The organism is Rhizobium quercicola, from assembly GCF_021168455.1.
In the GTDB taxonomy this organism is placed as follows: domain Bacteria; phylum Pseudomonadota; class Alphaproteobacteria; order Rhizobiales; family Rhizobiaceae; genus Ferranicluibacter; species Ferranicluibacter quercicola.
Map to the genome: position 1 here is coordinate 71,508 of NZ_JAJOZR010000006.1, position 24,171 is coordinate 95,678.

Genomic DNA, 24,171 nt, shown 5'->3' on the forward strand with positions numbered 1-24,171 from the left:
CGCGTCAGGCGGCATCCTCTCGGGCAAGGGTCTCGCGGTGAAGGATCGCCTCCACCTCGCTGCGCGAGCAGGGCCGGTGGAAGAGAAAGCCCTGCAACTGATGACAGCCGACGGCTTTGAGGATGTCGTGCTGGATCACGTCCTCCACGCCTTCCGCGGTGATGGTCAGCCCCATGGCCGCGCCGAGGCTGACGATCGAGCGGATCATCCGGTCGGAGTCGGGCTTTGTCGAGAGGGCGCTGACGAAGGACCGGTCGATCTTCAGCTTGTGGAAGTTGAGGCGCGAGAGATAGCCGATGCTCGCGTAACCGCTGCCGAAATCATCGAGCGCGAACCGGAAGCCGGCTTCCCGCAGGATCTCCACCTGCACAAGAAGCGAGGCGATGTCGTTCGTCATCGCCGTTTCGGTGATCTCGAACTCGACCTTTTCAGCCGCGACCTGCATATCCCCCGCGAGCCTCAGCACCGTTTCGGCAAAATCCGGCTTTGCGAACTGCAGCACCGACAGGTTGATCGAGGTGGTCACCTCGGGCCACGCCCGGGCGTCCTCGAAGGCCCGTCTCAGGACCCATTCGCCAAGCTCTCCCATCAGCCCGTTCTTCTCCGCGATCGTGACGAAGATCTCGGGCGAGATGAGCCCGTGGGCGTCGTGATCCCAGCGCAGCAAGGCTTCGACGCCGGTCACCCGCTTCCCGTCGATGCACATCAGCGGCTGGTAGCTGAGACGGAGGCCATTGCCGTCGATCGCCGCTTTCAGGTCGCGGGCCAGCGTCTGGTCGCGCAGGAAGATCCGGTCGAGATCCGGATCGAAGGGCCGCGCGACGCCGCGACCGGCCTCCTTGGCGACGTAGAGCGCGACATCGGCCCGGCGCATGTGCTCCTGCAGGTCGATACCGCCCCCGCCCTCGTCCCCGCCTCGCGAATAGCCGACGGAGAAGCTGACCGGAAGCACATGCCCATCCGTGAGGAAGGGCTCGTCCGCCATGGCGAGGATGCGGCCGAGCACCGCGTCGAGCCTCGGCGATCCGCAGACGATGGCGAACTCGTCTCCCCCGAGGCGGGCGGCGAAACCATCCTGCGCAACGGCATTCGACAGCCGCCGGGCGACCTCGCAGATCAGCCGGTCGCCGATCCCATGGCCGTAGGTGTCGTTGACCCGCTTGAAGCGGTCGAGATCCAGATAGAGGAGCGAGGCCCCGGCGCCATTGTCCCGCGCCTGCCGGTCGACGCTGTCGAAATGCTCCCGCAGGCCGGTCCGGTTGAGGAGGCGCGTCAGGGGATCGCGCCGGGCGGCGTCGTGCGCGGAGGCTTCGCTGGCGCGCAGGGCCTCGTTCAGTGTCTCCAGCGCGGCGACCTGCGCGGCGAGTTCGCCGGCGATGCGGCTGTCGCTCGTCCAGCGGTTGACGAGGGTGGTCGCCATCTGGCGCACCTCGTCCGCATCGAACGGTTTGACCAGATAGAAGAGCCGGTCCACCGTTCCCACCTTGGAGGCGATCTCGGTCGGCCGATGGTCGGAATAGCCGGTGACGATGACGATGTTGATGACCGGTTCAAGGGCGCGGATCTGCCGTGCGGCCTCCACGCCGTCGATGCCGGGCGGCATGCGCACGTCGAGGAACACGACGCCGAACGGCTTCCCGGCCGCTTTCGCCGCGCGCACCGCCTCCACCGCCTCCTCGCCCTGGCGGCAGGTGACGATCTCGTCGATCACGGCCGCCGCGTGTTCCGGCGCGTCGCCGAACAGATCGGCCGACAGGGCGTCGTAGTCGCTGGCGCCGTCGTCGGCCGTCTGGGCGACGAGGTCGGAAAAGATCCGGCAGTAGGCGTCGAGAATGCCCGCCTCGTCGTCGCAGATCAGGATCCGGCGCGTCTCGTGGGTCGGTATCGTCATGCCGCATCTCGTTTCGAAAGGGCCGCGGGAAGGATGATCCGGAAGGTCGCGCCCCGTTGCGGCCCTTCGCTTTCGACGGACAGGCGTCCGCCCATGGCGTTCACGGCATTCGCGCACCAGTGCAACCCGACGCCGCGCTTGCCGCCGCTTTTCGTCGTAAAGCCTTTTTCGAACAGCCGGACCCGGTTTTCCGCATCGATGCCGACGCCGTCATCGCTCACGGTCAGCTCGATGCTGGCAGTGCCCTCGGCGTCCGCGATCCGTCGCGCCGCGATCCGCACCTGCCCCGCGCCCGAACCGGACGCCTCGATGGCCTCGGCCGCGTTGACGACCAGATTGCCGAGCACCTGTTCGAGCGGAACCCGGTGGCCGAATGCGGTGAGGCTGCAAAGCGCGCTGACATCGACCGCGATGCCGCGGCGGTGCGCGATGAGCGGCAGCGCATTGCGCAGCGATGCCGCGATATCCACCGCGTCCAGCACGCGGTCGCGCTGGGCGGAACGGTCCTGCTCCTTCAGGATGTCGTCGACATGGCGAAGCATGGCGACGAGCGACCCCACCTCCTCCTGCCGGGCCCTGTCCTCGTCCATCAGCCGGGCGGATGACAGGGCGACGAACTGCTGGAGCTTCGCCGCGCGGTCCGGCGCAAGGTCGGGCTCGGCCAGCTGGTCGAGGGCCTTGGTCAGGTTCTGCTTCCAGGGCGCGGCATTCGCCTTCGCCAGACCCCAGGCGGCGACCGAGATGGGGCTGAGCGCGTTGCGGACATTGTGGAGAAGGCCGGCCGCCTCGTCCGCCGCGCCGTGATCGTAATCCTGCCGCCGCAATCTGTCGCGAAGCTCGTCAAGCTGCCCGGCCATTGCGTTGAAGGAGAACACGGTCTCGCTCAACTCGTCGCCCTTCCTGTCCTCCGGCATCGCGTCGAGATGACCCGTCGCCGCAACGGACAGGAGGTGGGAGCGCAGCGTCTCGATGCGGCGAATGACGATATGGCGCAGGATGACCCCCAGCGCGAGAAGCAGGATCGTGGCGCCGGCAAGCAGCATGAGCAGCGTCGTCAGGATCGTCTTTTCGCCGAGTGCGGTGATGTCGCGCGTCGTGTGCGACCGGATCATGGCGAGCGCCCGTCCATCCGGACCGAGCAGCGGATCGACCCTGTCGACCGTCCTGCCGCTTACCGCCAGCGGCCGTGTGGGGAAGGTGGAGGTCGCCAGAAGATCGAAATCGACGCGGGTCGCCGACCGGATCGCGCCCATGTCGAGGAGCCGGCCGAGCACCAGCGTCCCCGTCTGCGTGCCGGACCTGTCGGAGCGCAGGATGGGCGAGATGCCGATGACGGCGAGCCCCTGCGGAGTCTGGATCAGCGACGAGCGGATCTCGACATCCCGCGCGCGCGACAGGAGCGGACTGTCGGGCGGCAGACTGTCGGCAGACAGCAGTTTGAGCGGCCGGGGTTCGTCGGCATCGAAGACGAAGCCGCTGTCGAGAACCACCCGGCCCGCAACGTCGATCGCGACGAAATAATTGACGCCGAGCGTCTTCAGGGACTCGGCCGTGACGTTCTTTTCCTCGTAAGCGGGCGCCACGCCCGCCATGAAGTCGTAGGTGTCATCCCAGATGGCATAGTCGCCCGCGCTGCTGGCGACCTGGTCCTTCTGCAGCTGGATGGCTTCCAGAACGCGGCTCTGGTTTCGCTCGGCCGCCTGCTCCTCGAGCGCCGAGAAGCTCGGCAGCACGGCAAGCCGCAGCGTGGCGAAGTTGAGAACGGCGGAAACGGCGACGACGCCGACAAGCGCAACGTTCAGTTTGGTGACAAGACGCATGAAAGATCCCCTCGGGACAGGCTTACACTGTCTTCGTAAAGCCGCGGTTGCAGAGGGTGGTTAATGCGTTCGCCCGGACCGAAAGATATTGACCCCGTCACAGTCTCGTTTGCGAAAGGTGACTGTTTTACTTCGGTAATAGCTGACGCGACGTCGGTTCGCCGGCGTCCGACTTAAGTCCGACGCGCCGGGCGGGATCCATGGACTGAAGTCCCGGGCAGGAACCAATGCTGCCGGCAAAGCCTTTCCCTGCCGAACCACAACACAAGGATCAGAACCATGAAAACCGCTCTTCTCATTCCCTTCGCCGTCCTGTCGCTCGGTTTCTCCACGGCCGCTTTTGCTGACGGCAGCGGCACCGTCACCGGCCTTGCCGGCGGCGCGGCAACGGGCGCCGTCGTCGGTGGTCCGGTGGGTGCCGTGGTCGGGGGTGCCGTCGGCGCCATCGCCGGCGCAGCGATCGACCCGCCGCCGGAACGCGTGGTGACCTATGTGCGCCAGCAGCCCATGCCGACGCAGCGCGTCGTGGTGGAAGAGCCGATCGTGGTCGGCAAGCGCGTGCCGCAGACGGTCGTCCTCACGCCCATCCCCGAGGATCCGACCTATTCCTACGCCATCGTCGACCAGCAGCGCCTGATCGTCGATCCGCAGACGGGCCAGGTCGTCCAGATCGTTCAGTAAGCATCGCGCGACACAAAAACGGAAAGGCTCCTCGCAAGGGGAGCCTTTTTCGCGTTCGCCTTCCGCGCGGACACGCATCGTCATGCCTTGAGGGCATCCACGACGATCTTGAAGGCCGGGGAGTTCTGCCGGCGGCTCGGATAATAGAGGTAATAGCCGGGAAACAGCGGGCACCAGTCATGAAGGATCTGGACGAGCCTGCCGGCGGCGATTTCGGACGTGACCAGACTTTCCGGGACATAGGCGATGCCGTAGCCCGCCACCGCCGCATCGATCATGGCATAGGAGGTGTTGAACGTCAGCTGTCCGTCCACGCGGACCCGAACCTCCCGTCCGTCCTTTTCGAATTCCCAGGCATAGAGGCCGCCGGCGCGGGCTTGCCGATGGTTGATGCAGACGTGGCCGACGAGCTCCTGCGGTGTCTTCGGTATCGCGCGCGTCGCAAGATAGTCCGGCGATGCGACGGCGACCAGCCGCCAATCCGGGCCGATGCGAACCGCGATCATGTCCTTGTCGACACTCTCGCCCAGCCGCACGCCGGCATCGAACTTCTCCTCCACGATGTTGCGGAACCCGTTGTCGCTGTTCAGCTCGACCTTGATGTCGGGATAGGCGCGCAGCAGCGGGCGGAGCTTCGGCCAGACAACGCTTTCCTGCGCATGGTCGGACAGGGTGATGCGGACGGAGCCTGTCGGCGTGTCGCGGATTTCCATCAGCTGGTCGATCTCGGTCTCAAGCTCCTCGATGCGCGGCGCGAGCGCGCGGATCAGGCGCTCGCCGGCCTCCGTCGGTACGACGCTACGCGTCGTGCGGGTGAGGAGCCGCAGTCCGAGCCGAGCCTCCAGCTTCTTGATCGTGTGGCTGATGGTCGATTGCGACGTCCCGAGCTTGGCTGCCGCCTTGGTAAAGCTCCGCTCCTCCGCAACGGCGAGAAACCAGAGCATATCGTTGAGATCTTCGCGCTTCATCGTCTTCCCATGCCCTCGATTGATGTTCATCATCGATAAGTCCATGTGAATTGCAACGGCTAATTCCGGAACTGAATCCGGATTATCGTGCCGGCATGACCCATACGGCACCGACTGAGCACATCGCAGACCCCGATCCCGGCACCACCGGCCACAGGGACGCTTCCGTTCCCGCCGTGCCCAGGGCCGCCTGGGGCGCCGTCGTCTCCATGGCGCTCTGCGTCGCCGTCCTCATCGCATCCGAATTCCTGCCGGTCAGCCTTCTCTCCCCCATCGCCGCCGAGCTCGGGGTGACGGAAGGCCGAGCCGGACAGGCGATTTCCGTTTCCGGCATCTTCGCCGTCGTGACGAGCCTGTTCGTGGCGGGCCTCACGCGCCGGGTCGACCGGCGGCTGGTGCTCGCGTCCTTCTCGCTCCTGCTCGTGATGTCGGGCGTGATCGTCACGGTCTCGCCGAACTATCTCGTCCTGATGATCGGGCGCGCCCTGCTCGGCGTGGCGATCGGCGGGTTCTGGTCGATGTCGACCGCGATCGTCATGCGGCTCGTCCCCGAGGACGCCGTTCCCAGAGGGCTGGCCATGCTGAATGCCGGCAATGCCATCGCTGCGACGATCTCGGCGCCGCTCGTCAGCCTGCTCGGAGCCTCCATCGGCTGGCGCGGTGCCTTCTTCGCCGTCGTTCCGATGGCGCTGGTGGCGCTCGTCTGGCAGTGGATCAGCCTGCCGTCGCTGCCGCCACGCCGCGCCCGACGCGACGAGGGATCGCTCACCGTGTTCCGGCTTCTCCTGCGGCGGCAGGTCGCGATCGGCATGGCGTCGATCCTGTCCTTCTTCATGGGGCAATTCGCGCTGTTCACCTATCTCCGGCCCTTCCTGGAAACGGTCACGGCGGTGTCGATCTCGACCCTCTCGCTGCTTCTCCTGCTGATGGGCCTGGCCGGCGTTCTCGGCACGGTGCTCGTCAGTCGCCTCCTGCGCGGCCGGCTGTATCCGGTTCTCGTCGCGATCCCGCTGGTCATGGCCGTTATCGCGCTGGGGCTCATCGCTTTCGGCACGTCCGCCACCGCGACCGCCGCCCTGCTCGTCGGCTGGGGCCTGTTCGGCACGGCGGCACCCGTCGGCTGGGGCACCTGGCTGAGCCGGACCATGCCCGAGGATGCCGAGGCCGGGGGCGGGTTGCAGGTCGCCACCATCCAGCTCGCCATCACGCTCGGGGCGTCCACGGGCGGCCTGCTGTTCGATGCGATGGGCTGGTGGACGACCTTCCTGTTCGCAGCTGCGCTTCTGGCCGGTTCGTCCCTTCTTGCCGTGACGGCCTGGCCGTCCGAGCGCCGCCGCCAAGAGGCAGCCCCCTCGCCGACCCTCCCCCACACCCACCCCGCACAAGGACCATGGACATGACCGATGACATCCACCGCGACGCCTCGAAGACCGGCATCGATCGCCGTTCCCTTCTCAAGATGACGAGCGCCGGCGTTGCCGCGCTCGGGGCGACATCCTTTTTCGACATGATCGCAGCAAGGGCTCAAGACATGACCAACGGCGCCTCCAATTTCTACACCAGCGACCGGGTGACCGTTCAAAAGGCGCGGTTTCCGACCCAGTACCGGACGATGGTCGCGGGCAACCTCTTCCTGCCCGAGGACATGGACCGGGCGGCCAGGAACCCGGCGATCGTCGTCGGCCACCCGATGGGTGCGGTGAAGGAACAGAGCGCCAATCTCTACGCCACGAAGATGGCCGAGCAGGGCTTCGTCGCCATGTCGATCGACCTGCCCTTCTGGGGCGAGAGCGAGGGCCAGCCGCGCAATCTGGTGTCGCCCGAGGCTTACGCCGAAGCCTTCAGCGCCGGTGTGGATTTCCTCGGGTCGCAGGCCTTCGTGGATCGCGGCAACATCGGCGCCATCGGCGTGTGCGGCAGCGGCAGCTTCGTCATCAGCGCGGCCAAGATCGACCCGCGCATCAAGGCCATCGCCACCGTCAGCATGTACGATATGGGTGCCGCCTTCCGCGACGCGCTGAACAAGGGGCAGACGGTCGAGCAGCGCAAGGCCTTCATCGCCACGGCCGCCGAGCAGCGCTGGGCGGAAGCGGATGGCGCCGACATCCGCTACATCGGCGGCACCACGCTGCAACTGACGGCGGACACCGATCCGATCCAGCGCGAGTTCTACGACTTCTACCGCACGCCGCGCGGTGCCTTCACGCCGGCCGGCGTTGCCCCGGAGACGACGACGAAGCCCACGCTCGCCAGCAGTGTCAAGTTCATGAACTTCTATCCGTTCAACGACATCGAGACGATCTCCCCGCGCCCGATGCTGTTCATCTCGGGCGATCGGGCCCATTCCAGGGAGTTCAGCCAGGATGCCTACAACAGGGCATCGGAGCCGAAGGCGCTCGTCTGGGTCGAGGGTGCGGGCCATGTCGATCTCTACGATCGCGTGGATCTCATTCCCTTCGACACGCTCAAGGGTTTCTTCGATCAGCACCTGGCCTGAACGCGAAAGCAGGCGAGACCCGCCCGCCCGCCGGTGCGGCCGCCGAACACCTCACCGCAGGGGAAAGGCCGAAGATGAAACATATCGCAGCGCCGGCACGGATCGGTATCCTGCTCACGCTTCTCATGGGAGGACCAGCCATGGCCGAGGATCGTATCCGCATTGCGTCGGATTGGGGTGACGTGACGGCGAACCTGACCGGCAACGTTGCCGCACGGGCGCTATCCGCCATGCTGCCGCTGACGATCGAGATGGATGACCATCTGCGTCAGGAAAAGACCGGCACCCTGCCGCAGGCTCTGCCGGCCGCCCCGCGCCAGCGCGCGTTCTCCGCCGGCACCCTCGGCCTGTGGAGCTCCGGCGACTTCGTCATCTACTATCGGGAGGGACGCGTGCCCCCGCCGGGCATCGTCGTTCTGGGGCAGATCGACGGCGACGTCTCGATCTTCGACCGGCCCGGAAAGGTCACGATCACTGTGGACAAGGCCCGCTGAGCCTCGCCGCCCTGCCGCGCGACGGCAGGGCGGCGGCGGCCCCCCGTTCCTGAAAAGGTTGATTCCGGCTTACATGGCTTGTACCCCTGCACGCACACGAAACCGTGATGAACCGGAATGAATGGGTGGCGGGATGGCTTTGACGGATCGCGTGAACGTCGGCTTCGGCCGGGTCCTCGACAGGTTTTCGGCCTCGTCCACCGGCCAGGAGGAGGGTGAGGACCTGAAGCAGGCGGTGGTGCGGATCATCGTCTCCGGCATCGCCTTCGTCACCGTCGTGCCGGGCACGCTCGCCGGCTACTGGCGGGATCTGCCGACCGGGATCCTCTGGCTCTTCGTGATCTACCTGCCGTTCTCCTGTGCGGTCTGGTGGTGGATGAAGACGCATCCGGGCGATCAGCCGTGGCGGCGAACGATCGCCATCGTCTGCGACATCCCGGCGCTGACCTATACGCTGGCCAATGGCGGCGCGGGCATGTTGCCGCTGTTTGCGCTTCTTCTCTGGGTCACCGTCGGCAACGGGCTGCGGTTCGGGCCGCGCATCCTGATCGCCTCGACGGTGATGGCGCTCGGCTCGATCGCCACTGCCGCCGTGTTCAACGATTACATGCGGCAGAACCCGTATATCGCGGTGACGCTGATCGCGACGGCCGTGCTGGTGCCGGCCTATATTTTCGTGCTCATGAAGCGTGTCCACAAGGCCTATATCGCGGCGCGCGAGGCCAACCTGTCCAAGTCCCGCTTTCTGGCGCAGGCCAGCCACGATCTCCGCCAGCCCGTCCATGCCATCAGCCTCTTCACCGCCTGCCTTCGCGATGCCGATCTGCGGCAGAGCGAGCTGGGCATGGTCGACAATATCGACCGCTCGCTCCAGAGCATCTCGCGCCTGTTCAAGTCGCTGCTCGACGTCTCGACGCTCGACAGCGGCAAGGTGGTGCCGCGATACGAGGCCGTCGCGATCGCCGACATTCTCGACGACGTGCTGCAGCAGAACACCGACATGGCACAGGCGAACGATTGCAAGCTCGGCGTCAGCAACTGCAAGAGCGTCGTCATCACCGACCGCGCGCTGCTGACGACCATGCTGCAGAACATCGTCAGCAACGCGATCAAATATGCGCCGGGCCGCGCCATCATGATCGGCTGCCGGCGGGAAAACGGCATGCTCTCCGTACAGGTCTGCGACCAGGGACCCGGCATTTCGCCGGAACACCAGCAGCGGGTCTTCGAGGAGTTCTATCAGGTGCGCGCGCGCGGCGATCGCGATATCGAGGGCGTCGGCCTCGGCCTGTCGATCGTCAAGCGGCTGGCCCAGCTGATGGACATGAAGGTCAGGCTGCGCTCGACGCCGGGACGCGGCACCAGCGTGACGCTGGCCGGGCTGACGATCTCCGCGCGTGACGCTCCGGTTCCGCGCCGTGCGGTGCGCACCGCGCATGCGGCACCCGGCATAGACGGCCTGCGCATTCTGCTGGTGGAGGATGACGGTGCCGTGCTGTGCGCGACCGCGAGCCTGCTGCGGAAATGGGGCTGCGCGGTGCAGGCGGAAACCGGCGTTCCCGCCGAGGTCGCGCCCTGCGACCTCGTCATCGCCGATTTCGACCTCGGCGAAGGCACGACCGGCAGCGACTGCATCAAGGCCGTGCGCCGCATCCTCGGGCGGCTGGTCCCCGCCGTGGTCATGAGCGGCCACGATCCCGGCCGCGTTCGCGACGAACTCGGCGACGACGATATCCCCATCCTGTCGAAGCCTGTGCGCCCCGCCGAACTGCGTTCCGTCATCATGGCCGCAGCCATGGAAGCCGAGGGGCGGGCGACCGGGAAAGCCGCGCTCTCGTAGCGAAGCGATCCCGCCTCGGCGGCGCGCGCTATGGCTGGCGCGTCACCAGCAGCCCTTCGGCCGCACCCTTGGCAACGGCGGCGGCCCGGGAGGCGACTCCGAGCGCGCGGAACAGGGCCGATACGTGAATGCGGACGGTGAAGGGCGATATGCCGAGCGCGATGCCGATCTCCTTGTTGCTCTTGCCCTCGGCAATCAGCATGAGAACGGCCGACTGGCGGTCTGTCAGGCTCAGGGGCCGTGCCTCCGCCTCGCCCGCGGCGCCCTCACCTCCCGCCGTGTCGGGAAGCAGCAGCACCAGATCGCCGTTCCGCACGGCCTCGATCGCCGCGATCATCGCCTCCGGCGACACGGCCTTGTTGATGAAGCCGTTGATGCCGCAGGCCATGGCCGCATCCACCGTCGCCAGCGCGTCGGTCATGGAGATGATGACGATGGACGATTGCCGGAATTCCTGACGAAGGGCCGGGAGCGTCTCCAGAATGCTGTGCCGGGAGAAGAACAGGTCGAGCAGGAACATGGACGGCGGCTTGCCGCCCCGCCTGGCGATCGCGAGGGCATCGTCCAGCGTGTCGCTCGCAATCACCGTCGCCAGCGGCAGTCTTCGCCCGATCAGGGCGCGCAATCCGTCGCGAAACACAGGATGGTCATCGACCACGATGATGGTTTCTGTCGTCAAATCGGGATCTCCCGGGTCTTGCGACCGAACATCTAGCAGCCCGCACCCTCAAAAGACATCTCCGTCTTCGCGCCCGTAGCGCGGGGGAGGCTCTGTCCGGATCGTGTTGAAACAACGAGATAGGCGTCTTGCACCCCGCGGCGCGGTAAGAGTGTCACTCCGGCTTCGACAGGGCCACGGTGCGCTGGAGGGCGGCGTCGAACCCCTTGAGCGAGATGGAAAAGGGAACCTCCGTCTCGGGATCGCTGGCCTGCGCCTTGACGGTCAGCGTCGTGCCGGACCGGAGCGACTGCGTAATGCCATCCGTGAAGAGAAGGGAGACGACACAGCCGACCGGCAGACAGGTGCGAAACGGCGCCGGTTTTCCCGGCGGCAGGTCGTCCACGGCAAAGGTCGCGCCCTTCTGCAGGGCGAGACCGAAGGGCAGGACGAGATTGCCGCGCAGACGACCATCCTCGGCCGGGCGCAGCTCGACCAGCAGCACGCGCTGGCCGTTTGCATTGGTCTGGCTCTGGGAGAGCGAGCATTCCCGCGCGCCCGCGCTGCGGCCACCCTTGGCCGGGTCGCCGGCCGTCTCCGCCGGAGCACCCTGCGTCGCGCAGCGCACGGTCCAGTCGTCATAGCTTTCCGACAAGGCGGAAGGCTTTGCGGCCGTCTGGGCGGAAACGCCGGTCACGGCGGCGCATGCAAGCGCCGCCGTGACAGACAGGAGGGACAGGCGGCGCATCAGAAGCGCACGCGCAGCTTCGCATCGACGCCGTTGGCGATGCCATCGTCGCCGAACTCGCCGTTGTAGGAGAGGCCGAGCGTCGTCGTCGGCGACAGCGTCATGTCCAGTCCGACCTGGACGATGAAGGCATCCTGCGAGACCGGCGCGCCCTTCACGGCAAAGCTGTCGCTGCCGGCAAAGGCGAGACGCGAGGCGGGATCGATGTCGCCGAAGGCATGCCGCCAGCCGAGCGTGCCGCTCGCGACTGTGGGAAGACCACCGAGCGTGACGTCCGACGAGGCACGCAGGCCGAGCGTCGTGAACGTCGTGTTGGTCGTGTCGCCATCCCCCCGCAGCGCGGCGGAGCCGCCCTTCTCGCGGAAGCCGTCGGTATCCAAATTGACATGCGCCACGTTCACGAAGGGCTCGAAGGCCGCGAACGTCGTCTGGATCTCGTAGCCGAGTTCGCCATAGACCTGCACGGAGCCGGCATCGTAGTCGGCTTTGAGATCCTGCGAGACGCCGGGGAAATCCACCGACCGCTTCGTGGAGATCTGGTGGTTGGTGTAGGAGAGGCCGGAGCGCAGCGACAGCGCGCCCAGCTGCGTGCCACCATAGAGACCGATGGTGTAGTTGTCGCTGTCGGCCGAGGACGACCGGCTGTCGACGTCGATGCTGGTGCGGCTGTAGCCGAGGAAAGCACCGAGCCGCGAGACCGGACCGACCAGCGTGTCGATACCCGTGACGAGGCCGCCGGTCGCGACGTCCGCATCCGCCACGCCATTGCCGGCGTCGATATTGCTCCACGAGCCGAACGCCTGGCCCCAGACGGACCATGCCGGGTCCACCGTCTTCGGCGTGACGGCCGACATGGGATCGTCCGTCCAGCGTCCATTGTCCCAATAATTGTTGACGGGCACGGGCTTGGCCGCAACGTCGCCCGCGGCGGCGCGCAGACGATCATTGGTCGCATCGCGCGTCTGGCGGTCTCCGGCGATCAGGCCGGATTTGACAGAGGCATGTGCCTCGCCCGACAGCCGGTCGAAAGCGCCCCGCGCCTCGTCGGCACTCAGCAGCAACAGGCTGTTGTAGAGCGCCAGCGATCCGCCGCTCTGCTCGAGCGTGTTGAGCGACCGCGCCACGGCAACCTGGTTGCGCGTGTCGGCAACGCTGTCGAACAGGCCGGTTTCCGGCGGTTCCGGGTTCGTGGGCGGTTCCGGGTTCGTTGGAGGTTCCGGGTTGGTCGGGGGCTCGGGGTTGGTGGGCGGCTCCGGCGTCGTCGGAGGCTGGGGATTGGTCGGGGGTTCCGGCGTCGGCGGGTTCGGGTTCGTCGGCGGCTCCGGGTTGGTCGGGGGCGTCGTCGGAGGTTCCGGATTGGTGGGGGGTGTCGTAGGCGGTTCCGGGTTCGTCGGCGGTGTTGTCGGCGGTTCCGGGTTGGGTTGGCCGTTGCCCGGATCCTTGACGGAAATCCTCAGATCCACGTCCTTGGCGGTCTGGTCGAGCGCGACGTCGAGGAAGGCGGATTTCGACACGGCCTGGGCGAAGGTGCCGGTGATGCCGCCCTGCGCCGTGAGGATCTTGTAGGTCTGGCCGGACTGGTAGCTGGTCGCCGCGTCGAGCGCCGTCACCTGCACCGTGCTGTCCTTGCCGATCGTCGCGCGGCCGAGGGCATCGACCGTGATCTTGTTGCCGGCGGCGTCCGTGCCGGCATATTGCTTGACGGTTTCCACTGAAATGCGGTCGCTCGCGCCGTTGCCGGCGACGTCGACATCGTAGATCGCGCCTTCGGCGAAATCGAGATCGCCGCGCACGGTGAACGTTCCCAGGGGATTGCCCGTGTCGCCGGGCGAGATCGTCGCGCCGCGATCGACGAAGGTGGTGCCGATGGTGCCGAAGCCGGCAAGCTTTCCATAGGCGCCCGTCACGTTGCGCTGGCCGTTCAGCGTGTCGCCCCAGACATCGATGGTGCTCGTATAGATCTCGCTGCCGAGGAAATTGGTGATGACCTGACCGGTCTGGCCCGCGATGACCAGTGTGCCGTTCTTCACGTCGAAATTCGTGCGGTCCGGGGTGACGGTATCTGTGTCGGCAAGCGCGGTGCCGAGGTCGCCCTTCAGCACCAGCCGGCTGTTTCCATCCACGATCACGCCGCCGGCATAGCTGTCGAGCGAGGCGAAGCCCGTGAGGTCGCCGGAGAGGATCGTCTCCCCGGACAGGCTGACGATCGATCCGTCGCCGACGATCTTGTTGGCGAAGTCGTAGCCCGTATTGGTGTGGTTGAAGACCAGGCGGCCGGAGCCAGAGGTGCCGAAGTTCACCACGGTGCCCGTGCTGACCGTGCCGGCGGCCTGCGTGTCGAGCGCGCGGGGAAGGCCCTGCAGCGCACTCGTATCGATCTGCCCGCCGATGACGAGATAGCCGTCCGAGCCGATATTGATGCCATTGGCGACATTCAGGGTACCGCCATTGGCGACCACAATATGACTGTCGGCGATGACGCTCATCGTGTTCGTTGCGGTAAAGGACGATCCCGCGCCGGTAACGGTCAGGTTGCCGCTGTCGTCGAGAACAGCGCGCGACGTGCTCATCTGGCCACCGTCTGCGATCGTCAGATTGCCGGTAAGGTCGAGCCGACCCGTATTAATCCAACTCGAGCCCGTCCCCGTGACGATCGCGCCGCTCTCGGCCGTGGTCGTCGTGAACTGGCCGATCGAGGCGCTGTTCGTCAGAATCGCACCGCCCTGCTCGACCTTGATGAGGCTCGGTGTTGCGAGCAGACCCTGCATGCCGAGGTAGTCGGCCGAAACGACCGATCCCGCGCCGGTGACCAGCAGCTTGCCCTGCGAGCCCGATCCCTCACTGACATAGATGTTCTTGGCATCCACTTTGCCGCCGCCTTCGACGATCAGCGTGCCGTCGCCGCCGCCAATGCACATGACGGAGTATCCGTTACAGCCGCCGCCGATGGTCAGGCTGTTGCCCAGCACGTAAGGCGTGCGCACCACGTTCAGGGCGGAGCCGGGGCCGGAGACGGTCACGGTCGCCTGCGAGCCGCCGAGGCCTGCGATGATGCCGCGATTGGCGATCACCACATCCGCACCATTGTTGATGGTCAGCGTGGTGCCCTTGTTCTCAAGGCCGATGATCATGTCGTCGGCAAAGCTCTGGTCGGTGCTCCAGACGACGTTGCCGCTGTCCTGGATGTAATCCTTGTCGTCCAGCGCCAGCACCGGGCCGGCCAGAAGCGAGGCGGAGACCGGCAGCAGCAGGAGGGAGCGGCGGGTGACGGTCAGTGCCGTCGAACTGCGCAAGCCACGATTCCGGTTTCGCAATTGCTCTTGTCGTCCCATGCTTTCCATCTCCACTGCTCAAGCAGACCTCCCAGAATTCGGGTAAATTCGGTAAGGTCGAGATAGCGGATAAAACACAGTCCAACGGGCACGGCCATTAGCACGCATGTGCTAGTCTTTTCAGGCGAAACGCGGATGACTTGCTCGTTTGTCGTTCAACCAGCGCGGCGGCGCGCTCCGCTGAGTATCGCATGTCGCGGACGCGTTCAGTCCAGAGATGGCATATGGGCGGGCAGTTGCTCCTCGAAATATTTGCAGAACGAGGCGATCCGCGGGGGGAGCGTCTGGTAGGGCGGATAGAACAGGGTCAGCCAGAGGTCCGGCGGGGCCCAGCCCTTGAAGACGTGGACCAGGCGTCCGGCGCGGATGTGTTCGGCGATGTTGAAGCCCGGAAGCAGGGCCACCCCTGCCCCGTCGGCGGCCATGTCGGCGAGGACCTCGCCGCTGTTGGCGCTGAAGCCGCGACCGGCGGAGATCACGATGCTCGAGCCGCCATCGGAGAGAGACCAGCTTTCCCGCCGGCTCTCGCCGCTATAGGCGAGGCAATCGTCCGGTTTCAGTTCGTTCGGATGCGCCATCTCGACGAAGCGGCTGCCCGGTGCGGCCACCAGAATGCGCGGCACGACCCGGATCTTGCGCCAGATGGTGAACTTGTCCGAGGGCTGCGCGGAGATGCGGATCGCGAGATCATAGTCGTCGTTGACGATGTTGATCAACCCGTCCGACAGCGAGATCTCGAAGCTCATCTTCGGAAACTTCGTCTTGAAGCCGGACAGGATCGGCGGCAGCACGGCCTTGCCGAACCAGGTGGGCGCGCTGATCCGCAGGCGTCCCTGGTCGGCCTTGTGCGCGTTCATGACGTCGCGCCGTGCGGCCTCCAGCGTCTTGACCGCCGGCTGGATCTGCGCGGCGAAGACCGCCCCATCGGTGGTCAGCGAGACCTGACGCGTGGTGCGCACGAACAGCTGTACACCCAGTTCCGCCTCCAGCGCCGCGATCGCCCGCGTGACGGCGGCGGGCGTCATGTCGAGCTCGCGCGCCACCTGGGCGAAATTGCGCTTTTCCGCGGCAAGGAGAAAGGTTCGCAGAGCCTTGTAGTCGTTCATGGCAGTGTTTCACCCGTGGCCATTCAAGAGACTGTCCCTATTGCGATCCGGCATCGCGATCAATGGCCACCCGCATCGGCCCGACGGCGTCACCCGGTAAGAAGCCCTGCGATATTATTGCGATATCCGGCATGCATTCGCAATATTTATTGCAATTCCGAAGAGGTAAGTTCCGGCGTAGGTTCTTGTTCAGCAGCAGACAGGGCGGCGCATCGCTTCTCCCGACGGCGGACACGCCGCAAGGGCGCGCAAGCAGACCCGCCGGACGACCGATCGCTGCCGACAGCTGAGACACCCGCAGACGCGGCGAAACCACAAGGAAGAGACCATGTCCAAGTTCGACGTCCTGACCCCTGAGAACAGCCAGCTCATCTTCATCGACCAGCAGCCCCAGATGGCTTTCGGCGTTCAGTCGATCGACCGCCAGGCGCTGAAGAACAACGTCGTCGGTCTCGCCAAGGCCGGCAAGATCTTCGACATTCCCACGACGATCACGACGGTGGAGACCGAGAGCTTCTCCGGCCACACCTACCCCGAACTCCTGGCCGTGCACCCGGACAACGACATTCTCGAGCGCACCTCGATGAATTCCTGGGACGACCAGAACGTGCGGGATGCGCTGGCGCGGAACGCCGCGAACGGCCGCAGGAAGATCGTCGTTTCCGGTCTCTGGACCGAAGTATGCAACACCACCTTCGCCCTGTCGGCGCTGCGGGACGTGCCGGATTATGAAATCTACATGGTGGCCGACGCCTCCGGCGGCACCTCGCTCGAAGCGCACAATCGCGCCATGGACCGCATGGTCCAGGCCGGCGTCATTCCCGTCACCTGGCAGCAGGTCCTCTTGGAATGGCAGCGCGACTGGGCCCGCAAGGACACCTACGATGCGGTCACCACGCTGGTGAAGGAGCATTCCGGCGCCTATGGCATGGGCATCGACTATGCCTACACCATGGTTCACGGTGCCAAGGAGCGCGTCGGCCATGGCAAGCGCATCGGCCCGAACCCCGCGAAGTAGACGCGTCCCGCAACCGCCCCGATCACCCGTCGGGGCGGCCTTTCCGCCATCGTGGAGGATCTCCCGTGAAAGTCTATCTCCTGTCTCTCGGTGCCGGGCTGCTCGTCGGCATCGTCTATAGCCTGCTCAATGTCCGCTCGCCGGCACCGCCCGTCATCGCTCTCGTCGGCCTTCTCGGCATTCTCGTCGGCGAGCAGGTCATCCCGCTCGCAAAATCGCTCTGGACGCGCGAGCCGGCGGCCGTCTCCTGGCTCCATCAGATCAAGCCGCATATGTTCGGGCATCTGCCGAAGGGCGGGGCAGGCGTCGAGGTTGCCGGCCACCCGACATCGTCGGACAAGGCGGCCAGCTGATGGCGACGCGTCGAACCTTCCTGGGCGGTGCGTCGAGCCTGGCGCTCTCCAACCTCTTCCCGCCGGCCAAGGCCGCCGATCCCTACCAGACCGGAGTGAACCCCATGCATCCAGACCGCATTCTCCAGAACGGTCGCGTCACCACGCTCGACCGCGCCAACCCCGCCGCCACGGCCATCGCCATCAAGGACGGGCTGTTCCTGGCGGTCGGCTCCGACAGCGAGATCATGGCGCTGGCCGGGCCCGACACGGAGATCATCGACCTCAAGGGCCGGCGCGTGCTGCCCGGTCTGATCGACAACCACACCCACGTCATCCGTGGCGGCCTCAACTACAATATGGAGCTGCGGTGGGATGGCGTGCGGTCGCTGGCCGACGCGATGGACATGCTCAAGCGTCAGGTGGCGATCACGCCGGCGCCGCAATGGGTGCGCGTCGTCGGCGGCTTCAGCGAGCATCAGTTCACGGAAAAGCGCCTGCCGACGATCGCGGAGATCAATGCGATCGCCCCGGATACGCCGGTCTTCCTGCTCCACCTCTATGATCGCGCGCTGCTGAACGGCGCCGCCCTGCGTGCGGTCGGCTATACCAGGGACACGCCGAACCCGCCCGGCGGCGAGATCACCCGCGACGCCAACGGCAACCCGACGGGCATGCTGCTGGCCAAGCCGAATGCCGGCATCCTCTATTCGACGCTTGCCAAGGGCCCGAAGCTGCCGCTCGACTATCAAGTGAATTCGACCCGGCACTTCCTGCGCGAGCTGAACCGGCTGGGCGTGACGGGCGTCATCGATGCCGGTGGCGGCTTCCAGAACTATCCGGACGACTATGTCGTCATCCAGAAACTGTCGGACGAGGGGCAGATGACGGTGCGGCTCGCCTACAACCTCTTCACCCAGAAGCCGAAGGAGGAAAAGCAGGACTTTCTCGACTGGACGGCGAGCGTCAAATACAAGCAGGGCAACGACTATTTCCGGCACAACGGGGCGGGTGAGATGCTCGTTTTCTCCGCCGCCGATTTCGAGGATTTTCGCCAGCCGCGCCCGGACATGGCGCCGGAGATGGAAGGCGAGCTCGAAGAGATCGTCCGGGTGCTGGCCGAAAACCGCTGGCCCTGGCGCCTGCACGCCACCTATGACGAGACCATCTCCCGCTCGCTCGACGTGTTCGAAAAGGTCAACAAGGACATTCCGCTCGAAGGCCTCAACTGGTTCTTCGACCATGCCGAGACGATCTCGGACCGCTCCATCGACCGAATCGCCGCCTTGGGCGGTGGCATCGCCACCCAGCACCGCATGGCCTATCAGGGCGAATATTTCATCGAGCGCTATGGCCATGGCGTTGCCGAAGCGACGCCGCCGATCCGGAAAATGCTCGACAAGGGCGTCAATGTCTCGGCCGGCACCGATGCGACGCGCGTCGCCTCCTACAACCCCTGGGTCTCCCTGTCCTGGATGGTAACGGGCAAGACGGTCGGCGGCATGCAGCTCTATCCCAGAGCCAATTGCCTCGATCGCGAGACGGCGCTGCGCATGTGGACGGAGAAGGTTACCTGGTTCTCCAACGAGGAGGGCAAGAAGGGCCGCATCGAAAAGGGCCAGTTCGCCGATCTCGTCGTGCCGGACAAGGATTTCTTCGCCTGCGCCGAGGACGAGATCTCGTTTCTGGTGTCGGAACTGACCATGGTCGGCGGCAAGGTGGTCTACGGCGCCGGCGACTTCAAGGCGCTGGACGAGAACGACGTGCCGCCGGCGATGCCGGACTGGTCGCCCGTGCGCAGCTTCGGCGGATATGCCGCCTGGGGCGAGCCGGAGGGCGCCGGCGCACGCTCGCTGCGCCGCACGGCGATTTCCACCTGCGGCTGCGCCAGCGATTGCGGCGTCCACGGCCATGACCATGCCGGTGCCTGGACGTCGAAACTGCCGATCTCGGACCTCAAGGGCTTCTTCGGGGCGCTCGGCTGCTCTTGCTGGGCGGTTTGACCGCGACGAAAGGCGGGCGGCCCATGCCGCCCGTCAGATGTCGCCTGCTCGACGCAGCGCCGGGGATCGGGACGGGATCGTCGCCCGCTATGCCGCGGTCGCCAAAGGCCTGGCCCGATCGATCCGCGCCCGCTGGTCGGGCGAATTCATGACCGTCCACAGGTCGCAGCGCCGCTGCGTGTTCAGCCAGAAGTCCGGACTGTTGCCGAACACGCGCGCCAGAATGAGCGCCGTCGCCGCCGTCACAGTGCGCCGGTCGTTGCAGAGTTCGTTCACATGCTTGCGCTGCACGCCCATTGCCTCAGCCAGCACGGCCTGCGTCAGGCCGAGCGGCTGCAGGAACTCTTCCGTCAGAATTTCGCCGACCGTGGCCGGCCTGCGTGTGGTCATTAACATGGCATTTCCTCATCGATAGCTGTGGTCGTCGAGATAGACATCCGACGCCTCGCCGCGACCGTCGTCCCATCGGAAGATCAATCGCCATTGCTTGTTGACGCGGATCGAATGCAGGCCCTCAAGAGAACCGCGCAGCTTCTCGAAATGATTGCTGGGCGGCGCACGCAAATCCTGATCGCTCATGGCGTCGTCAATCATCTGGAGCTTACGGAACAACCGCCCTTCGAGATCAGACGGAATATTGCGGGAACGGACATCGCTCACAAAGAAGGCCCGCAGCCATCCGTCCCGAAACCCGACGATCATTTCACACCTCTCTTGATCAGGTCATTGTACCACTCTATGGGTCATACTACAATACCCCCGCGACGCGAGAACTCGCCGCCGGATTATTCCATTTATCGAAATAAAATCGTGAGTATTCCTTCAATTGTGTGACGGGGTGCAACCGAGCATGATCGCTCCATCGACTGCAGCCGATCGTCCCGGCCAATGCCAAGGAGCAGACATGACCCTACCACCTACGGACACGATGCGCAGCCAGGCCGCGCGTCTTATCGGATCGCCGGTGACGCGCACGCTTTCGCTTCTGGCGCTCTGCGCGGCCTATATCCAGGGCCCGCTGACCAAGATCCTCGACTTCGACGGCGCGCTGGCGGAGATGGATCATTTCGGCCTCCATCCGGCCGGCTTTTTCGCCCTGACCGTCATCGCGTTCGAACTGACCGCCTCCGCCATGGTGGTCTCGGGCGTCCTGCGCTGGGCCGGTGCGCTGGCGCTGGCCGGCTTCACGCTTCTCGCCACGCTCATCGCCCTGCGCTTCTGGGAGATGGCGCCGGGCATGGCGCGCATGATGGCGACCAACGCCTTCTTCGAACATCTCGGCCTTGCCGGCGCCTTCGTGCTGGTCGCCGCCCGCGACCTCGACACGACGAACCTCACCACGGGAGCACGCACATGACCGCCGCAAAACCGACCGGGGGCAGCTTCGCACCGCTCGCCCAGCCCGTCTTCGCCGTTCTCTGGATCGCCACGGTCCTCGGCAATACGGGAAGCTTCATGCGCGACGTCGCCAGCTCCTGGCTGATGACCGACCTCTCCGCCTCGCCGGCCGCCGTCGCCATGGTGCAGGCGGCGGGAACCCTGCCCATCTTCCTGCTCGCCATTCCCGCCGGCGTGCTCACCGATATTCTCGACCGGCGCAAGTTCCTGATCGCGGTCCAGCTGTTGCTGGCCTCCGTCAGTATTTCGCTGATGGTTCTGTCGCAGGCCGGCATGCTCTCCGTCAGCGCATTGATCGGTCTGACCTTCCTCGGCGGCATCGGCGCCGCCCTGATGGGGCCGACCTGGCAGGCGATTGTGCCGGAACTGGTCAAGCGCGAGGACGTGAAGAGCGCCGTGGCACTCAATTCGCTCGGCATCAACATCGCGCGCTCCATCGGCCCGGCCGCGGGCGGCCTGCTGCTGGCGGCCTTTGGCGCCGGCATCACCTATGGTGCCGACGTCGCCAGCTATATCGTCGTCATCGCCGCGCTCGTCTGGTGGCCGCGCGCCAAAAAGGCGGACGACGCGCTGCAGGAGAACTTCTTCGGTGCCTTCCGGGCCGGGCTTCGCTACACCCGGTCGAGCCGGCCGTTGCATGTCGTCCTGGTTCGGGCCTTCGTCTTCTTCGCCTTCGCCAGCGCCGTCTGGGCGCTTCTGCCGCTGGTCGCGCGCCAGCTGCTCGGCGGCGATGCAGGCTTCTACGGCATCCTGCTCGGCGCGGTCGGCGCCGGTGCAATCGCCGGCGCGCTCCTGATGCCGCGGCTGCGCGCGCGCCTCAGCGCCGACGGCCTCCTCCTGTCCTCCGCCCTCACCACCGCCGCCGTCATGGGCATCCTGTCGCTCGCCCCGCCGAAAGCGGTCGCAATCGTCGCCCTGCTCTTTCTCGGCGCCGCCTGGATCACGGCTCTGACCACGCTGAACGGCACCGCCCAGGCGGTGCTGCCCAACTGGGTGCGCGGCCGTGGCCTTGCCGTCTACCTCACCGTGTTCAACGGCGCGATGACGGCGGGCAGCCTCGGCTGGGGTGCCGTGGGCGAAGCCGTGGGCATCCGCTCGACGCTGGTGATCGGCGCGGCAGGTCTTCTGCTCGCCGGCGTCCTCATGCACCGGGTCAAGCTGCCGGCCGGCGATGCCGACATGGTGCCGTCCAACCATTGGCCCGAACCCCTCGTCGCCGAACCCGTCGCCCATGATCGCGGACCGGTTCTGATCCTCATCGAATACACCGTCGACAGCCACAACCGCCGTGCCTTCCTCCACGCTCTCGACGGCCTGTCCCACGAGCGTCGCCGCGACGGTGCCTATGGCTGGGGCGTGACCGAGGACTCGGCGGATCCGGAAAGGATCGTCGAATGGTTCATGGTCGAATCCTGGGCGGAGCACCTGCGCCAGCACAAGCGGGTGTCCCAGGCTGATGCCGACCTGCAGGGCCAGGTTCTCGCCTATCATCGCGGCCCGGAACGGCCGGTCGTCCGTCACTTCCTCACGATCAACCGCCCCGGTACGGCTTGAGGCCAGACGGGAGGCGAAACAACCGCCTCCCGATCATTGCGGAAATCGCAATGAATTCGACACGATTGTCGCAATTGTGTTAGCCTGCGCTTTCCGACAAAATCGCCTCATCGGACAGGCGGTCGCCAATGTCGCACCGGTCACACCTAGCCGACCCAACTCCAGAAGGAATCACGAGCATGAGCACGATCACCACCACGGACGGCGTCGAGATCTTCTTCAAGGACTGGGGCGCAAATGATGCGCAGCCGATCGTCTTCCACCACGGCTGGCCGCTGTCCTCCGACGACTGGGACGCGCAGATGCTGTTCTTCGTCTCCAAGGGCTACCGCGTCGTCGCCCACGACCGGCGCGGCCATGGCCGCTCGGCCCAGGTCGCGGAGGGTCACGACATGGATCACTACGCCGCCGACGCCTTTGCGGTCGTCGAACATCTCGACCTCAAGAACGCGGTCCACATCGGTCACTCGACCGGCGGCGGCGAAGTCGCGCGCTACGTGGCCAAGCATGGCCAGCCGGCCGGCCGTGTCGCCAAGGCCGTGCTCGTTTCCGCCGTGCCGCCGCTGATGCTGAAGACCGCAGGCAACCCGGACGGGCTGCCGATGGAGGTGTTCGACGGCTTCCGTTCGGCGCTTGCAGCCAACCGGGCCCAGTTCTTCCGCGATGTCCCGGCCGGCCCGTTCTACGGCTTCAACCGCGACGGCGCGACGGCACAGGAAGGCGTGATCCAGAATTGGTGGCGTCAGGGCATGGCGGGCAGCGCGAAGGCCCATTACGACGGCATCAAGGCCTTCTCGGAAACCGACCAGACCGAAGATCTGAAGGCGATCACCGTTCCCACGCTCGTGCTGCACGGCGAGGACGACCAGATCGTGCCGATCGGCGCCTCGGCCCACGCCTCCGTGAAGCTCCTGAAGAACGGTACGCTGAAGACCTATCCCGGCTTCTCGCACGGCATGCTGACCGTCAATGCCGATGTGCTGAACGCCGATCTCCTGGCCTTCGTACAAGCCTGACCCCGCGGACTGAGCCGCCACGCGGCGACGGGTGCATGCACCGCATCCGTCGCCGCCCTCCCTCTCCGCCCGGCCGGGACGATCATCGTCCCTCCGGGCGACCGAACGAAACGGTGACGACATGACCCGCAACCCCGCCGCCCTGCGGCTCACGCCCGAGCTGGTCGCCAAGACGTTGCGGGTCGTCGAGGATCAGGGCCCGGAACCGGGTCGCACGCCGATCTCGCCCGCGCAGCTGGACGAGATCGTGCACCGTGTCGAGGCCCAGGCCGAGGGCGAGATCTGGGTGTTCGCCTATGGCTCCCTGATGTGGAACCCGGGCTTTGCGGTCGCGGCCAGCGAACCCGCCACCGCCTATGGCTGGCACCGCGCGTTCTCGCTGCGGATCGAGCGCCTGCGGGCGACCACGGCGGCACCCGGGCTGATGCTCGCGCTGCGGCCGGGCGGAAGCTGTGCCGGCCGGATCCTGAAACTGCCGGCGGAAACGCAGCGTCAGGACCTGCGCACGCTTCTCGCCCGCGAGATCCGCTATGCGGAAGTGTCCGGCATGGTGCGCTGGATCCCGGTGCGCACGCCGGCCGGCCCGCGCAGGGTTCTGACGTTCTGGGCGAGCACCCGGCAGTGTCCGCTGACCGAAGACGTGCCCCTCGAGGAGGCCGCCACGCTCATCGCCCAGGCCTGCGGCCCCGCCGGCTCCTGCGCGCAATATCTTCACCGCACGGTCTCGGATCTCGGCGAACGCAATATCGTCGACCGCAACCTCTGGCGCCTGCAGGAAATGGTCGCCGCCCGGCTGACCGCGCTTCCCGCCTGAC

Annotated in this window: 21 protein-coding genes; 12 read left to right on the forward strand and 9 right to left on the reverse strand. The window is 66.2% G+C overall.

Translation table 11 applies throughout. The annotated features are described in order from the left end of the window. Positions 1-4 precede the first annotated feature (4 nt). Entirely contained in the window at positions 5-1,891 is a 1,887-nt protein-coding gene (locus tag LRX75_RS10470; protein WP_231814122.1) for a putative bifunctional diguanylate cyclase/phosphodiesterase, read from the reverse strand. Continuing rightward, positions 1,888-3,711, reverse strand: a complete 1,824-nt coding sequence (locus LRX75_RS10475) for a CHASE4 domain-containing protein (RefSeq protein WP_231814124.1) — start codon at positions 3,709-3,711, stop codon at positions 1,888-1,890. Before LRX75_RS10475 ends, LRX75_RS10470 begins: the two co-directional genes overlap by 4 nt. A 279-nt stretch (positions 3,712-3,990) precedes the next feature. Between LRX75_RS10475 and LRX75_RS10480 the strand changes: the two genes are divergently transcribed. Then, complete coding sequence (locus tag LRX75_RS10480) at positions 3,991-4,392, forward strand: DUF1236 domain-containing protein (RefSeq protein ID WP_231814126.1); 402 nt, start codon at positions 3,991-3,993, stop codon at positions 4,390-4,392. Positions 4,393-4,472: 80 nt separating this feature from the next. Here LRX75_RS10480 and LRX75_RS10485 read toward each other — a convergent pair whose 3' ends face one another. Further along, positions 4,473-5,360: a LysR family transcriptional regulator gene (locus tag LRX75_RS10485; RefSeq protein WP_231814128.1), complete on the reverse strand. Its 888-nt coding sequence runs from the start codon at positions 5,358-5,360 to the stop codon at positions 4,473-4,475. A gap of 95 nt (positions 5,361-5,455) precedes the next feature. Between LRX75_RS10485 and LRX75_RS10490 the strand changes: the two genes are divergently transcribed. The 4 genes from LRX75_RS10490 (at position 5,456) to LRX75_RS10505 (ending at position 10,191) form a co-directional block, all read left to right on the forward strand. Continuing rightward, the gene (locus LRX75_RS10490) at positions 5,456-6,760 is read left to right on the forward strand and encodes an MFS transporter (protein WP_420851183.1); all 1,305 of its coding nucleotides are present in this window, start codon (positions 5,456-5,458) and stop codon (positions 6,758-6,760) included. Next, the gene (locus LRX75_RS10495) at positions 6,757-7,857 is read left to right on the forward strand and encodes an alpha/beta hydrolase (protein ID WP_231814130.1); all 1,101 of its coding nucleotides are present in this window, start codon (positions 6,757-6,759) and stop codon (positions 7,855-7,857) included. Before LRX75_RS10490 ends, LRX75_RS10495 begins: the two co-directional genes overlap by 4 nt. A gap of 74 nt (positions 7,858-7,931) precedes the next feature. Next, a complete protein-coding gene (locus LRX75_RS10500; RefSeq protein ID WP_231814132.1) occupies positions 7,932-8,351 on the forward strand; it encodes a cyclophilin-like fold protein in 420 nt (139 codons plus the stop codon). Positions 8,352-8,484: 133 nt separating this feature from the next. Then, positions 8,485-10,191 carry a hybrid sensor histidine kinase/response regulator gene (locus LRX75_RS10505; protein WP_231814134.1) on the forward strand — a complete coding sequence of 569 codons (1,707 nt, stop codon included), beginning with the start codon at positions 8,485-8,487 and terminating at the stop codon, positions 10,189-10,191. A 28-nt stretch (positions 10,192-10,219) separates the two neighbouring features. On the opposite strand, the gene LRX75_RS10510 is transcribed toward LRX75_RS10505, so the two are convergent. From LRX75_RS10510 to LRX75_RS10525, 4 genes are all read right to left on the reverse strand, one after another. Beyond that, positions 10,220-10,870: a LuxR C-terminal-related transcriptional regulator gene (locus LRX75_RS10510; RefSeq protein WP_231814136.1), complete on the reverse strand. Its 651-nt coding sequence runs from the start codon at positions 10,868-10,870 to the stop codon at positions 10,220-10,222. Positions 10,871-11,024: 154 nt separating this feature from the next. After that, entirely contained in the window at positions 11,025-11,597 is a 573-nt protein-coding gene (locus tag LRX75_RS10515; RefSeq protein ID WP_231814138.1) for an invasion associated locus B family protein, read from the reverse strand. Further along, complete coding sequence (locus LRX75_RS10520) at positions 11,597-14,890, reverse strand: autotransporter outer membrane beta-barrel domain-containing protein (RefSeq protein WP_231814140.1); 3,294 nt, start codon at positions 14,888-14,890, stop codon at positions 11,597-11,599. Before LRX75_RS10520 ends, LRX75_RS10515 begins: the two co-directional genes overlap by 1 nt. A gap of 245 nt (positions 14,891-15,135) precedes the next feature. Continuing rightward, positions 15,136-16,035: a LysR family transcriptional regulator gene (locus LRX75_RS10525; RefSeq protein ID WP_231814142.1), complete on the reverse strand. Its 900-nt coding sequence runs from the start codon at positions 16,033-16,035 to the stop codon at positions 15,136-15,138. 328 nt (positions 16,036-16,363) lie between these two features. On the opposite strand from LRX75_RS10525, the gene LRX75_RS10530 reads away from it, so the two are divergent. The 3 genes from LRX75_RS10530 (at position 16,364) to LRX75_RS10540 (ending at position 19,388) form a co-directional block, all read left to right on the forward strand. After that, entirely contained in the window at positions 16,364-17,053 is a 690-nt protein-coding gene (locus tag LRX75_RS10530) for a hydrolase (RefSeq protein WP_231814144.1), read from the forward strand. 65 nt (positions 17,054-17,118) lie between these two features. Further along, complete coding sequence (locus LRX75_RS10535) at positions 17,119-17,406, forward strand: XapX domain-containing protein (RefSeq protein WP_231814145.1); 288 nt, start codon at positions 17,119-17,121, stop codon at positions 17,404-17,406. Beyond that, positions 17,406-19,388, forward strand: coding sequence for an amidohydrolase (locus LRX75_RS10540; RefSeq protein ID WP_231814146.1), 1,983 nt, complete (start codon positions 17,406-17,408; stop codon positions 19,386-19,388). Before LRX75_RS10535 ends, LRX75_RS10540 begins: the two co-directional genes overlap by 1 nt. 87 nt (positions 19,389-19,475) lie before the next feature. Here the strand turns inward: LRX75_RS10540 and LRX75_RS10545 are convergent, their stop codons facing one another. Together LRX75_RS10545 and LRX75_RS10550 are read right to left on the reverse strand one after the other, a co-directional pair. Then, positions 19,476-19,784, reverse strand: coding sequence for a HigA family addiction module antitoxin (locus tag LRX75_RS10545; protein WP_231814148.1), 309 nt, complete (start codon positions 19,782-19,784; stop codon positions 19,476-19,478). A gap of 9 nt (positions 19,785-19,793) precedes the next feature. Then, entirely contained in the window at positions 19,794-20,090 is a 297-nt protein-coding gene (locus LRX75_RS10550) for a type II toxin-antitoxin system RelE/ParE family toxin (protein WP_231814150.1), read from the reverse strand. A gap of 202 nt (positions 20,091-20,292) precedes the next feature. Here LRX75_RS10550 and LRX75_RS10555 point away from each other — a divergent pair, with 202 nt between their 5' ends. The 4 genes from LRX75_RS10555 (at position 20,293) to LRX75_RS10570 (ending at position 24,170) form a co-directional block, all read left to right on the forward strand. Further along, positions 20,293-20,745: a DoxX family protein gene (locus tag LRX75_RS10555; RefSeq protein ID WP_231814152.1), complete on the forward strand. Its 453-nt coding sequence runs from the start codon at positions 20,293-20,295 to the stop codon at positions 20,743-20,745. Further along, a complete protein-coding gene (locus LRX75_RS10560; RefSeq protein WP_231814154.1) occupies positions 20,742-22,340 on the forward strand; it encodes an MFS transporter in 1,599 nt (532 codons plus the stop codon). The genes LRX75_RS10555 and LRX75_RS10560 overlap by 4 nt, the downstream gene beginning before the upstream one ends. Positions 22,341-22,519: 179 nt before the next feature. Continuing rightward, a complete protein-coding gene (locus LRX75_RS10565) occupies positions 22,520-23,356 on the forward strand; it encodes an alpha/beta fold hydrolase (RefSeq protein WP_231814156.1) in 837 nt (278 codons plus the stop codon). A 121-nt stretch (positions 23,357-23,477) separates the two neighbouring features. Beyond that, on the forward strand, positions 23,478-24,170 hold the full coding sequence (locus LRX75_RS10570; protein WP_231814158.1) for a gamma-glutamylcyclotransferase: 693 nt from the start codon (positions 23,478-23,480) through the stop codon (positions 24,168-24,170). Position 24,171 lies beyond the last annotated feature (1 nt).